12 protein-coding genes and 1 pseudogene are annotated in these 13,060 nt (G+C 67.0%); 8 read left to right on the forward strand and 5 right to left on the reverse strand.

Features of this window, described 5'->3' with window-relative positions:
• From Q0716_RS02750 to Q0716_RS02785, 8 genes and pseudogenes are all read left to right on the forward strand, one after another.
• A pseudogene (locus Q0716_RS02750) lies at positions 1 to 352 on the forward strand (class 1 fructose-bisphosphatase); the annotation flags it as partial.
• 22 nt (positions 353 to 374) lie between these two features.
• Positions 375 to 1,259: a phosphoribulokinase gene (locus Q0716_RS02755; RefSeq protein WP_299019387.1), complete on the forward strand. Its 885-nt coding sequence runs from the start codon at positions 375 to 377 to the stop codon at positions 1,257 to 1,259.
• Positions 1,260 to 1,290: 31 nt separating this feature from the next.
• On the forward strand, positions 1,291 to 3,327 hold the full coding sequence (gene tkt / locus Q0716_RS02760; protein ID WP_299019388.1) for a transketolase: 2,037 nt from the start codon (positions 1,291 to 1,293) through the stop codon (positions 3,325 to 3,327).
• Positions 3,324 to 4,052, forward strand: coding sequence for a phosphoglycolate phosphatase (gene gph / locus Q0716_RS02765; protein WP_299019389.1), 729 nt, complete (start codon positions 3,324 to 3,326; stop codon positions 4,050 to 4,052). The genes tkt and gph overlap by 4 nt, the downstream gene beginning before the upstream one ends.
• Positions 4,053 to 4,120: 68 nt before the next feature.
• Entirely contained in the window at positions 4,121 to 5,140 is a 1,020-nt protein-coding gene (gene gap / locus Q0716_RS02770; RefSeq protein ID WP_299019390.1) for a type I glyceraldehyde-3-phosphate dehydrogenase, read from the forward strand.
• A gap of 66 nt (positions 5,141 to 5,206) precedes the next feature.
• Positions 5,207 to 6,412: a phosphoglycerate kinase gene (locus tag Q0716_RS02775; protein WP_299019393.1), complete on the forward strand. Its 1,206-nt coding sequence runs from the start codon at positions 5,207 to 5,209 to the stop codon at positions 6,410 to 6,412.
• 61 nt (positions 6,413 to 6,473) lie between these two features.
• Positions 6,474 to 7,541 carry a class II fructose-bisphosphate aldolase gene (fba, locus tag Q0716_RS02780; protein WP_299019408.1) on the forward strand — a complete coding sequence of 356 codons (1,068 nt, stop codon included), beginning with the start codon at positions 6,474 to 6,476 and terminating at the stop codon, positions 7,539 to 7,541.
• Positions 7,542 to 7,584: 43 nt separating this feature from the next.
• Positions 7,585 to 8,298 carry a Crp/Fnr family transcriptional regulator gene (locus Q0716_RS02785; RefSeq protein WP_299019410.1) on the forward strand — a complete coding sequence of 238 codons (714 nt, stop codon included), beginning with the start codon at positions 7,585 to 7,587 and terminating at the stop codon, positions 8,296 to 8,298.
• A 48-nt stretch (positions 8,299 to 8,346) separates the two neighbouring features.
• On the opposite strand, the gene Q0716_RS02790 is transcribed toward Q0716_RS02785, so the two are convergent.
• The 5 genes from Q0716_RS02790 to cmk form a co-directional block, all read right to left on the reverse strand.
• On the reverse strand, positions 8,347 to 9,501 hold the full coding sequence (locus Q0716_RS02790) for a lipopolysaccharide assembly protein LapB (protein ID WP_299019413.1): 1,155 nt from the start codon (positions 9,499 to 9,501) through the stop codon (positions 8,347 to 8,349).
• Positions 9,491 to 9,781 (reverse strand): lipopolysaccharide assembly LapA domain-containing protein, encoded by a 291-nt coding sequence (locus Q0716_RS02795; protein WP_299019421.1) that lies wholly within the window; start codon positions 9,779 to 9,781, stop codon positions 9,491 to 9,493. The genes Q0716_RS02790 and Q0716_RS02795 overlap by 11 nt, the downstream gene beginning before the upstream one ends.
• Entirely contained in the window at positions 9,778 to 10,074 is a 297-nt protein-coding gene (locus tag Q0716_RS02800; protein WP_299019424.1) for an integration host factor subunit beta, read from the reverse strand. The genes Q0716_RS02795 and Q0716_RS02800 overlap by 4 nt, the downstream gene beginning before the upstream one ends.
• Before the next feature lie 139 nt (positions 10,075 to 10,213).
• Positions 10,214 to 11,950, reverse strand: a complete 1,737-nt coding sequence (gene rpsA, locus Q0716_RS02805) for a 30S ribosomal protein S1 (RefSeq protein ID WP_299019426.1) — start codon at positions 11,948 to 11,950, stop codon at positions 10,214 to 10,216.
• A 111-nt stretch (positions 11,951 to 12,061) separates the two neighbouring features.
• Positions 12,062 to 13,060: (d)CMP kinase (gene cmk, locus Q0716_RS02810; protein WP_299019428.1), on the reverse strand; the 999-nt coding region annotated here is incomplete at its 5' end.

A 13,060-nucleotide genomic window follows, 5' to 3' on the forward strand; every position in this document is an offset into this window, starting at 1 on the left:
GGACTTCAACATGCGCTGGATCGCCTCCATGGTGGCCGAGGCGCACCGCATCCTGATGCGCGGCGGGGTGTTCATGTACCCGCGCGACACCAAGGACCCGACCAAACCGGGGCGGCTGCGCCTGCTGTACGAAGCCAACCCGGTGGGCTTTCTGATGGAGCAAGCCGGTGGGCGTGCCAGCACCGGGCGCGAGCCGATCCTGCAGGTGCAGCCCACGTCGCTGCACCAGCGCATCGGGCTGGTATTCGGCTCGCGCAATGAAGTCGAGCGCATCGAGCGCTACCACCGCGAGCCCGCCCCGCTCAAGGACGACAGCCCGTTGTTCGGCGAGCGCACCCTGTTTCGTGATTGACCGCCGTCTGGAGTTTTGACCCATGTCCGAAAAACACCCCATCATCGCCATCACCGGTTCCTCGGGCGCTGGCACCTCCACCGTCACGCGCACGTTTCAGAACATCTTCCGCCGCGAGGGGGTCAAGGCCGCCATCATCGAAGGCGACAGCTTTCACCGCTACGACCGCAAGGAAATGCGCCAGCGCATGGCCGAGGAGGAGGCGCGCGGCAACCGCCACTTCAGCCATTTCGGGCCGGAGGCCAACCTGTTCGAGGAGCTGGAGGCGCTCTTTCGCACCTACGCCGAGACGGGCCGCGGGCGCTGCCGCAAATACCTGCACAACGAGGAGGAAGCGGCCCCGTATGGCCAGGAGCCCGGGACCTTCACGCCATGGGAAGACCTGCCCGACGACACCGACATGCTGTTCTACGAGGGCTTGCACGGCGCGGTGGTGACCGACAAGGTCAATGTGGCACAGTACCCGGACCTGCTCATTGGCGTGGCCCCCTCGATCAACCTGGAGTGGATCCAAAAGCTCATTCGCGACAAGACGCAGCGCCGCTACAGCCAGGAGGCAGTGGTCGACACCATCCTGCGCCGCATGCCCGACTACGTCAACTACATCTGCCCTCAGTTCGGCGTCACCCACGTCAATTTCCAGCGCGTGCCGGTGGTGGATACGTCCAACCCCTTTATCTCGCGCGATATCCCCACTGCCGACGAGAGCGTGTGCGTGATCCGCTTCGCCAAGCCCAAAGGGATCGACTTTCCCTATCTGTTGTCGATGATCGATGGCTCGTGGATGAGCCGCGCCAATACCATCGTCGTGCCGGGCGGCAAAATGGAGCTCGCCATGCAGCTCATCTTTACGCCGTTCATCTGGCGCATGATGGAGCGCCGCAAGCGCGCGCTGGGCGTGGCCTGAAACGGCGTCAACACGAGAGACAATAGGGCATATGAACAACGATACCCTCTACATCCGACCGGCGCCGAAGCCCGAGACCCAGCGCCGCATGAGCAACGCGATCCGCATGCTGGCCATCGACGCGGTCGAGCAAGCCAAGAGCGGCCACCCAGGCGCGCCCATGGGCATGGCCGAGATCGCCGAGGTGCTGTGGAACCGGCACTTGCGCCACAACCCCACCGACCCCGCCTGGCCCGACCGTGACCGCTTCGTGCTCTCCAACGGCCACGGCTCGATGTTGCTGTACGCGCTGTTGCACCTCACAGGCTACGATCTGCCGATCGAGGAGATCAAGGCCTTTCGCCAGTTGCACAGCAAAACCCCGGGCCACCCCGAGGTGGGCATTACCCCCGGCGTGGAGACCACGACTGGGCCGCTGGGGCAGGGCATCGCCAACGCCGTGGGCATGGCCCTGGCTGAAAAGCTGCTCGCGGCCGAATTCAACCGGCCGGACCACACCATCGTCGACCACTTCACCTACTGCTTCTTGGGTGATGGTTGCATGATGGAGGGCATCAGCCACGAGGTGTGTTCGCTCGCCGGCACGCTGCGCCTGTCCAAGCTGATCGCGATCTATGACGACAATGGCATCTCGATCGACGGCCACGTCGAGGGCTGGTTTGCCGACGACACGCCGGCACGCTTCGAAGCCTACGGTTGGTACGTGATTCGCGACGTCGATGGGCACAACCCGGACGCGGTGGACGCGGCGCTGCGCCTGGCGCGCACGCAGGCCCTGCGTCCGGACGGCAAGCCCACGCTGATCTGCTGCAAGACCGTCATCGGCCAGGGTTCGCCCAACAAGGCCGGCACGCACGACGTGCACGGCGCGGCGTTGGGCGCCGCCGAGGTGCAGGCCACGCGCGAGGCGCTGGGCTGGCCCTACGGGCCGTTCGAGATCCCGGCCGACATCTACGCCGCGTGGGACGCGCGCACCCATGGCCAGCTGCTGCAGGCGCAGTGGCAGCAGCGCTTCGACGCCTATGCCCAGGCTTATCCCGATCTGGCCGCGGAATTCACGCGTCGCATGCGCGGCGAGCTGCGCGGTGATTTGGCCGAGCGCCTGCCCGCGCTGCTGGACGCTGCCGCGCAGCGCACCGACGCGGTGGCCACGCGCAAGGCCAGCCAACTGGCGCTCGATGCGCTGGCGCCACTGGTGCCCGAATTCTTCGGCGGCAGTGCCGACCTGACCGGCTCCAACCTCACCAACTTCAAGGGCTGCACGATCGCTGGGCGTGACCGTTGGGGCAACCACCTCAGCTATGGCGTGCGCGAGTTTGGGATGGCTGCCATCATGAACGGCATCGCCCTGCACGGCGGCTACATTCCCTACGGCGGCACGTTCCTGACGTTCAGCGACTACTCGCGCAACGCCATCCGCATGGCGGCGCTCATGCGCCAGCGCGTCATCCACGTCTTCACGCACGACTCCATCGGGCTGGGCGAGGATGGCCCCACGCACCAAAGCGTCGAGCACGTGCCCAGCCTGCGCCTGATCCCGAACCTGGACGTGTGGCGCCCCGCCGATGCGCTGGAAACCCTGGTGGCGTGGGCCGCCGCGGTGCAGCGGCGCGATGGCCCCACGGCGCTGTGCCTGTCGCGCCAAAACCTGCCGGTGGTCACACAACGTGCGCACGCCGAAGGCGCGGCACGCGGTGGCTACGTCTTGAGCGACATGCCGGGCGCACGCGCGGCCATCATCGCGACCGGGTCGGAGGTGTCGATCGCGCTCAAGGCGCAGGCGGCGTTGGCGGCCGAGGGGGTGCCCACGCGCGTGGTGTCCATGCCCAGCACCAGCGTTTTTGACCGCCAAGATAGGGTGTGGCAAGACGCCGTGCTGCCTCCCGATTTGCCCGCCGTGGCCGTCGAGGCGGCGCACCCGGACGGTTGGTACAAGTACGTGGGGCGGCGCGGCCGCGTGGTGGGTATCGACCGGTTTGGCGAATCTGCCCCGGCGCCGGCGCTGTACAGCTATTTCGGCATCACCCCGGAAGCCGTGGCGCAGGCCGTGCGCGAGGTGCTGGTGTGAACGCGGCGGACATGACGGGCGCAGCGGCACTCCCGTTCGACCTCATTTTGTTCGACTTGGACGGCACCCTGGTGGAGACCGCGCCCGAGATCGCCGATGCGGTCAACGACACCCTCGCCGAGCTGGGGCTGCCGGCGGCGACGTTGGATGAGGTGACGCGCTGGATCGGGCACGGTACGCGCGAGCTACTGGTTCAGGCGTTGGCGTCGCGGCGCGGCAGCTCGGCCGACGCCGTGCGCGCGGACCCCGACTTCGCAGCGGCCGAGGCCATTTTCCAGCGCCACTACGAGGCGCGTTGCGGCACGCGCAGCCATCCCTACCCCGGTGTCATCGATGTCCTGCAGGCGCTGCAGGCCGCGGGTGTACGCCGCGTGGTGGTGACCAACAAAGAAGACCGCTACACCCAGCGCGTGCTGCAGGCGCACCAGATGCAGGCGCTGTTCGACCGCGTCATCAGTGGCGACACGCTGCCGGTGAAGAAGCCCAATCCGCTGGCCGTGGCCGACAGCCTGTTACGCTACGGGGTGCAGCGGCAGCGCGCGCTGTTGGTGGGCGACTCCAGCATCGACGTGGCCACGGCCCGCAACGCCGGCATCGCCGTGTGGTGCGTGCCCTACGGCTATAACATGGGGCAGCCCATCGAGGCGTGCGCCCCGGATCGCGTGATCGCCGACTTTTCGGCGCTGTTTCCCCAGGCATTGACCCAGATGGCCCCTGCCGCCTGACCCCATGGGCGCGGCGGTGATCTGACGGACGAGATCGTCAACTTTTGCAAAACAAGGAGAACCTTTCCATGACCCTGCGCGTTGGTATCAACGGTTTTGGCCGCATTGGCCGCATGGTGTTTCGTGCTGCGGTGCGCCACTTCGACGACATCGAGATCGTCGGCATCAACGACTTGCTCGAGCCCGACTATCTGGCCTACATGCTCAAGTACGACAGCGTGCATGGGCGCTTCCAGGGGCAGGTGGCGGTGGAGGGCAACGAGCTGGTCGTCAACGGCCGCCGCATCCGCCTGACCGCCGAGCGCGATCCCGCCAACCTGCGCTGGGGGGACATCGGTGCCGACGTCATCATCGAATCCACCGGCATCTTTCTGGATGACGCGGGGGCGCGCAAGCACCTGCAGGCGGGCGCCAAGCGCGTCATCATGAGTGCGCCAAGCAAGGACGACACACCGATGTTCGTCTACGGCGTCAACCACACGGCCTACCAGGGTCAGGAAATCATCTCCAACGCCTCGTGCACCACCAACTGTTTGGCGCCGCTGGCCAAGGTGGTGCACGACCAGTGGGGTATCAAGCGCGGCTTGATGACCACCGTGCACGCCGCCACCGCCACGCAAAAAACCGTCGACGGGCCCAGCAACAAGGACTGGCGCGGTGGCCGCGGCATCCTGGAAAACATCATCCCCAGCAGCACCGGCGCCGCCAAAGCCGTGGGCAAGGTCATCCCCAGCCTGAACAAAAAGCTCACCGGTATGGCGTTCCGCGTGCCGACCAGCGACGTGTCGGTGGTGGATCTGACCTGTGAGCTCGAGCGCCCGGCCAGCTACGATGAGATCTGCGCCGCCATGCGTGCCATGGCCGCCAAACCCGTGGCTGAGGGCGGTTTGGCCGGCGTGCTGGGCTATACCGAGGACAAGGTGGTGGCCACCGACTTCCGCGGTGAGGTCTGCACCAGCGTGTTCGATGCCGAAGCCGGCATCCAGCTCGACCCGACGTTCGTCAAGCTGGTTTCCTGGTACGACAACGAGTGGGGCTATTCCAACAAGTGCCTGGAGATGGCACGCGTGGTGGGCCGCTCGCTGTAAGCCGACGTGATTTCGAAGATCCCGGTGGCGGTGCCCCGTCGCCGCCACCCCACCGCCTGACCGACCATGGACTTCATCCGCTTTGCCGATCTGTGCGCCCAGGGTCAAGCCCAGGGCAAACGCGTCTTCATCCGCGCTGACCTGAACGTGCCGCTCGCCTTCGAAGACGGGCGCGCGCGCATCACCGAGGACACCCGTATCCGCGCCTCGATTCCGGCCATCCGCATGGCGCTCGACGCTGGTGCGGCGGTGATGGTGACGTCGCATCTGGGGCGCCCGACCGAAGGCGCGCCGAAGCCCGAAGACACGCTCGCCCCGGTGGCCGAGCGCCTGAGCGAGCTCCTGGGCCTGCCGGTGCCGTTGATCCAGCGCTGGGCCGATGGCGGCTTCAGTGTCGCGCCCGGCCAGGTGGTGCTGCTGGAGAACTGCCGCCTCAACAAAGGCGAGAAGAAAAACGACCCGGCGCTCGCGCGCAAGATGGCTGCGCTGTGCGACATCTTCGTGCACGATGCGTTTGGCACCGCCCACCGCGCCGAGGCCAGCACCTACGGGGTGGCCGAATACGCCCCCGTGGCTTGCGCCGGCCCGCTGCTGGCAGCCGAGATTGATGCGCTCACGCGCGCACTCGAGCAACCGGCGCGGCCGCTGGTGGCCATCGTGGCGGGCTCCAAGGTGTCGACCAAGCTCACCATTTTGCAGTCGCTCGCGCAAAAGGTCGATCGCCTGATCGTGGGCGGCGGCATCGCCAACACGTTCATGCTGGCCGCGGGGCTGCCCATCGGCAAAAGCCTGGCCGAGCCCGACCTGGTGGGCGAGGCGCGTGCGGTCATGGACGCGATGGCCGCGCGCGGCGCCCAAGTGCCCATCCCGACGGACGTGGTGGTGGCCCCCGAGTTCAAGCCCGACGCGCCGGCCACCGTCAAGGCGGCGACCGACGTCGGCGCCGACGACATGATTCTGGACATTGGTCCGCAGACCGCGCAGGCGCTGGCTGCGCTGCTGGAGCAGGCAGGCACCATCGTCTGGAACGGGCCCGTGGGGGTGTTCGAGTTCGACGCCTTCGAGCACGGCACCCGCGCGCTGGCACAGGCGATTGCGCGCTCGAGTGCGTTTTCTATCGCCGGCGGTGGCGACACGCTGGCGGCGATCGCCAAATACGGCATCGAGGCCGACATTGGCTACATCTCCACTGGCGGCGGCGCCTTCCTCGAGGTGCTCGAAGGCAAGACGCTGCCGGCGTTCGAGATTCTGGCGCGGCGTGCGAAGGGCTGACGCGTCACCGCAGCCCCAACCCCGCTTTTTTCGTCCTGTTTTACCCTGAGGAGACTCCATCATGGCACTGATCACCCTGCGACAGCTGCTGGACCACGCGGCCGAACATGGCTACGGCTTGCCGGCCTTCAACGTCAACAACATGGAGCAAATCCACGCCATCATGCAGGCGGCCGACGCGGTGAACAGCCCCGTCATCCTGCAAGGCTCGGCGGGTGCGCGCTCTTACGCGGGCGAGCCGTTCCTGCGCCATCTGGTGGCGGCGGCAATCGAGATGTATCCCCATATTCCCGTCTGCATGCACCAGGACCATGGCGCGTCGCCCGGCGTGTGCATGCGCTCCATTCAGTCGGGCTTTAGCTCCGTGATGATGGACGGCAGCTTGTTGGAAGATGGCAAGACGCCGGCCGACTATGAGTACAACGTTCGCGTGACCCGACAGGTCGCCGACATCGCCCATGCCTGCGGCGTGTCGGTCGAGGGTGAGCTAGGCTGTCTGGGCAGCCTGGAGACCGGCAAGGCCGGCGAAGAGGACGGCCACGGTGCCGAGGGCGAGCTCGACCACTCGATGCTGCTGACCGATCCCAACGAGGCGGCCGATTTCGTGGCCAAGACGCAGGTGGATGCGCTGGCGATTGCGATTGGCACCAGCCACGGCGCCTACAAATTCACCCAAAAGCCCACGGGCAAGGTGCTGCGCATCGACCGCGTCAAGGAAATCCATGCCCGCATCCCCAACGTCCATCTGGTCATGCACGGCAGCTCCAGCGTGCCCGAGGACTGGCTCGCCATCATCAACAGCTACGGCGGCGATATGGGGCAGACCTACGGGGTGCCGGTGGAAGAGATCGTCGAGGGCATCAAGCACGGCGTGCGCAAGGTCAACATCGACACCGACCTGCGCATGGCGGCCACGGGCGCCATCCGCAAGCACCTGGCCGAGGACCGCAAGAACTTCGACCCGCGCAAATTCCTCAAGGAAGCCACCAAGGCCATGAGTGCGATCTGTAAGGCGCGCTATGAGGCGTTCGGCAGCGCGGGCATGGCCAGCCGCATTGGCAAGATCTACAGCCTCGACGAGATGCGCCGCCGCTACGAGAAAGGCGAGCTCGCGCCGCGGGTGTCGTGAATCGCTTTTGGCAAGCTCGCGCGGTTTCGGTGACAATCGCGGGATGATCCCGATCAAGACCGAATCCGCTTGGCGTGGCACGGCCGACTGCAAATCGTGCGGGATCCGCGACATGGTGCTGTTCGCGGATCTGAACGAACAGGATTTCAACCTGATTCACGCCCCCATCGATGACTTGGTCTTCTCGGCGGGGCAGTCGCTGTATCAGGAGGGGGACGCCGCCTTCGGCGTCTTCACCCTGCGCTCGGGGCTGATCAAGTTGGTGCGCAGCACACCGGACGGGCGCCAGCGCGTGCTGCGCGTGCTGCGCCCCGGCGACGTGGTAGGGCTGGAGGCGCTGGCCACCAGCCGCTACGACAGCGAGGCGGTGGCGCTGACCGAGGCGTCGCTGTGCCGCATTCCGACTGACGTCATCCACCGGCTGGCACAAAACTCGCCACGCCTGCACTGGCGGCTGCTGCAAAAATGGCAGCAAGCGCTCAAGGAGGCCGACGATTGGCTGGCGGCCCTCAATTTTGGCACCGCGCGCCAGCGTGTGGCCAACTTCATCCTGAAGATGCGTCATGCGACCGATCCCTCGGTCGTGACGCTATTCTCGCGCGAGGACATGGGTGCCATGATGGATCTCAAACTCGAGACCGTCAGCCGCGAGATCAGTGCGTTGGTGCGCGCCGGCGTGATCGAGCCGCTGGATCGCGTCGGGCGGCTCTATCGCATCGTGGACGAGGCGGCGCTCGGCGCCGTGGTGGCGGGATGAGGGCCGGCGAACGTCGCGCATGCCTTGCCGTGCGCCGCGCGGCGGCGCTCACAGCTCCTCGATGCGGCGTGGGGGATAGGTGTCCCAGCCTTGGCAGCCGGGGCAGTGCCAAAAATACTGGCGCGACTCGAAGCCGCAGGCGGCACACCGATAGCGCTTGAGGGGCTCGCACGCGCGCTCGAGCGCCCGCCGCACCAGCCGCTCCTCGTCACTCGTGCCCAGGGGGGCACCGGCCAGCCACAGGGTGGCCGCCACCAACGACGGCTCCTGACGCAAATGATCGATGTAGCGCTGCCGCGCCAGCGCTGGGTCGTCGTCGAGCGTGGCCAGTGCCTGTGTCACATCCAGCGACGCGGGGTGGTCGGCCGCCCACGCCTGCAGCCGGTCACGGGCACGCTGTGGCGCGCCGATGCGCTGTGCCCATTGGGCCAGGCTGTGCGCGACCAGTGGCACGTGGGTGGGACAGTGATCGGCCAGCGCCTCCAGCGCGGCCAGCCCGCCCTCGACATGGCCCAGGGACTGGCGCAGATCCGCCAGGGAGGCCCAGGCATGGGCGGATGTCGGCACCTGCGCCACGGTGGACTCCAACACGGCTAGCGCCTCGGTCGTGTGCCCGTGGCGTTGCAGGTCGGCGGCTTGCTCGCAGCGGTGGTGTGCCCAGCGCAGCCGAAAACTGCCCCGCTCACCACCGTCGAGCGCCTGCGCCATCTCGGCCGCCCGCACCCAGTCGCGCGAGCGTTCATAAATACCCAGCAGCGCGAGCCGGGCGTCGGTGTCGTAGCGCGTGCCCAGCAGGGCGGTGAACGCGGCTTCGGCCCGGTCCAGCAGCCCCGCCTTCAGAAAATCGAAGGCCAGCGCGTGCTGGGCCCGCTCGCGCTCGGCCGCTGGCAAATCGGCGCGGGCGAGCAAGTGCTCATGCACCCGCACGGCGCGGTCGTAGTCCCCCCGCCGGCGAAACAATCCCCCCAGCGCGAAGTGCAGCTCGGCCGCGTCCGGGTCGTGCCGCACGGCTTCGATGAAGGCGTCGATGGCTTGGTCCTGCTGCTCGTTGAGCAGGTGATTGAGCCCGCGAAAGTACGCGCGCGGTGCCTGCCGCCCCTCCAGGCGCCATTGCCGCACGTCCCAGCGCGAGGCCAGCCAGCCCAGTGCAAACGCCAGTGGCAGCGCCCACAGCAGCCAGGACAAAGAAAGATCAAATCCCATGGGGCGGTTCGTCGGCAGCGGCTTGAGGCGGGGCGGGCTGCGCGGCGGTGCTCGCGGGTGTGCGCCGGGCCGCTTGCCGCGCACGCCACCACAGCGGTGCCATCACCGCGATGCCCAGCAGCACCCCGGCAAACAGCGCCATCAGCAGCACCAGTACGAGCGGCGCCTCCCACTGGGCGCCAAAGAGGCCGTGCACACGAACCGGTGCCTGGTTGTTGAGCGCCAGCGCAAAGATCAGCAGGAACACGGCCGCCTTGAGCAGCCAGCCCAGCACCTTCATGCCCGACTCCGGGCGGCTTGGTCCACTGCTTCGCGTAAGGCCTTGCCGGGTTTGAAGTGGGGCACGCGTTTCGGCGGCACGGCGACACGCTCCCCGGTGCGGGGGTTGCGCGCCTGGCGCGCGGCGCGCTCGGCGACGCTGAAACTGCCAAACCCACGGATTTCGATGCGCTGACCCGCGATCAGGCTCTCGGCCATGGCTTCCAGCAGGGTCTTGACGGCGACTTCGGCATCGGTCGCGGTCAGATGGGGGTGGCGCTCGGCGAGCGCTTCGAAGAGGTCGCTGCGGTTCATGGCGTCATTATGCCCAGCTGCGCGTGACACGAGCAGCCGTCGGCCGTGCGGAAGCGGCGGCGCCATGAAAAAAGCCCGGCGGGGATTCCCGTCCGGGCTTCGGCTTCGCCCCGGGTCGAACCGGGGGCGAGAGGCGGCGTCAGCCGTTGTTTTGGCTGTCGAGCTTGGCGCGCAGCAGCGCCCCCAGGTTGGTGGTGCCAGCGTTGCCCGTGGCTTGGCTCAGGCTGGCCATCGCTTCTTGCTGGTCGGCGGCGTCCTTGGCCTTGATCGAGAGCTGGATGTTGCGGTTCTTGCGGTCGACGTTGACGATCACGGCGGTCACTTCGTCACCGACCTTGAGCACGTTGCGCGCATCTTCGACGCGGTCACGCGAGATTTCGGAGGCGCGCAGGTAGCCCACCACATCGTTGCCCAGGTCGATTTCCGCACCCTTGGCATCGACGCTCTTGACGGTACCGGTGACGGTGGCACCCTTGTCGTGAACCGACACGAAGGTCGTGAACGGATCGGCGTCGAGCTGCTTGATCCCGAGGCTGATACGCTCGCGCTCGACGTCCACGCCCAGCACCACCGCCTCGACTTCCTGGCCCTTCTTGTAGTTGCGCACGGCCACTTCGCCCGGCTCGTTCCACGACAGGTCGGACAGGTGCACCAGACCGTCGATGCCGTTTTCCAGGCCGACGAAGACACCGAAGTCGGTGATCGACTTGATCGGCCCTTTGACCTTGTCGCCACGCTTGTGCGTGTCGGCAAATTCTTGCCAGGGGTTGGGCTTGCACTGCTTCATGCCCAGGCTGATGCGGCGCTTGTCTTCGTCGATGTCGAGCACCATGACCTCGACTTCGTCGCCGATGGAGACGACCTTGTTCGGGGCCACGTTCTTGTTGGTCCAGTCCATCTCGGAGACGTGCACCAGGCCCTCGATGCCGGGCTCGAGCTCGACGAACGCGCCGTAGTCGGCGATGTTGGTGACCTTGCCGAACAGGCGTGTGCCGGCCGGGTAGCGGCGCGCCACACCCAGCCAGGGGTCGTCACCCATTTGCTTGAGGCCGAGGCTGACACGCTGGCGCTCGGCGTCGAACTTGAGCACCTTGGCGGTGACTTCTTGGCCGACCTGCACCACCTCGTTGGGGTGGCGCACACGGCGCCAGGCCATGTCGGTGATGTGCAACAGGCCATCGATGCCGCCCAGATCGACGAAGGCACCGTATTCGGTGATGTTCTTGACCACGCCGGTGACGATAGACCCTTCCTTGAGGGTCTCGAGCAGTTTGGCGCGTTCTTCTCCCATCGAGGCCTCGATCACCGCGCGGCGCGACAGCACGACGTTGTTGCGCTTACGGTCGAGCTTGATGACCTTGAACTCCATGGTCTTGCCCTCGTAGGGCGTGAGGTCCTTGACCGGGCGCGTGTCGACCAGCGAGCCGGGCAGGAAGGCGCTGATGCCGTTGACCATGACCTTGAGGCCGCCCTTGACCTTGGTCGTCGTGGTGCCGGTGACGAACTCGCCCGACTCCAGCGCTTTTTCCAGCGCCATCCACGAGGCCAGGCGCTTGGCCTTGTCGCGCGACAGAATGGTGTCGCCATAGCCGTTTTCGACGGCCTCGACGGCCACGGCGACGAAGTCGCCGACCTGGACCTCGAGTTCGCCCTGATCGTTCTTGAATTCGCTCAGCGGGATGTAGGCTTCCGACTTCAGCCCGGCGTTGACGACCACATGGTTGTGGTCGATGCGCACGACTTCGGCGGTGATGACCTCGCCGGGGCGCATTTCGGCGCGCTTGAGCGATTCTTCGAACAGGGCGGCAAACGATTCAGACATGCAAGTTTCCTGGGTGCCGCGGTCGTCCGCAACCGGCGGCGGTTGGGTGTTCACCCGAATGGATTCCGGGTGGTGGGTGGATGATCCCGCGGGCGCGCGAAGACGGGTTCGGCGGCGCCGTTGGGGCCCTCGTGGGGCCAGCCCGAGCGCCCGAGGCGGACGTCCTCAGGCGGCAAAAGGCCGGCGGCTCTGCCACCACGACAGCACGGTTTGCACCGACTCGTCCAGCGACTGGTCCGAGTTGTCGAGCAGCAGCGCGTCTTCGGCTGGCTTCAGGGGCGCACTCGCGCGCGTTTGGTCGCGCGCATCGCGCGCCTCCAAATCAGCCAAAAGACTGTCAATGCTAGCAGCTTCGCCGCGCGAAATCAACTGCTCGTAGCGCCTGCGCGCGCGCGTGGCGGCGCTGGCGGTCAAAAAGATCTTCAGCGGTGCATCGGGAAAGACCACCGTGCCCATGTCGCGCCCGTCGGCCACCAAGCCAGGCAGGCGACGAAAGCCGCGCTGCAGCGCCAGCAGCGCCGTGCGCACCGCCGGCAGCGCCGACACGCGCGACGCCGCCATGCCGATCGCCTCGGTGCGTACGTCAGCGGTCACATCATCTCCTGCCAACCAGATGCGGCCGTCGGCAAACCGCACGGGCAGCGTCTCGGCCAGCGTGGCCAGCGACTGCACGATCGCCGGATCGGCCAGGGCAGCATCGTCGGTCGGGATGCCTGCACGCTCGGCGGCCAGGCCCACCAAACGGTACAAGGCGCCCGAGTCGAGCACGTGGTAGCCCAACCGCTGCGCCACGGCGGCGGCCAACGTGCCCTTGCCCGAGGCGGTAGGCCCGTCGATGCAGATCACGGGGATGTGCGCGGGCTCGGTTTTCACCACCGACCACAGGGTTTCGAAATAGTCCGGAAAGGTCTTGCCTACGCACTGCGGGTCGAGAATGCGCACCGGCAGCCGTGCTGGGTTGAACGCCGCCAGCGACCCGCACATCGCCATGCGGTGGTCGTCGTAGGTGTGCAGCGCCACTGCACGCCAGCCCTGGCCATCGGGGGGCAGGGGGTGCACACGCAGCCAGTCGGGTCCCTCGTCGACCGTTGCGCCCAGTTTGCGCAGCTCGCAGGCCATGGCCGCGATGCGGTCGGTTTCTTTGACGCGCCAGCTGCCGATATG

It is taken from the genome of uncultured Tepidimonas sp., assembly GCF_938045175.1.
Lineage (GTDB): Bacteria > Pseudomonadota > Gammaproteobacteria > Burkholderiales > Burkholderiaceae_C > Tepidimonas.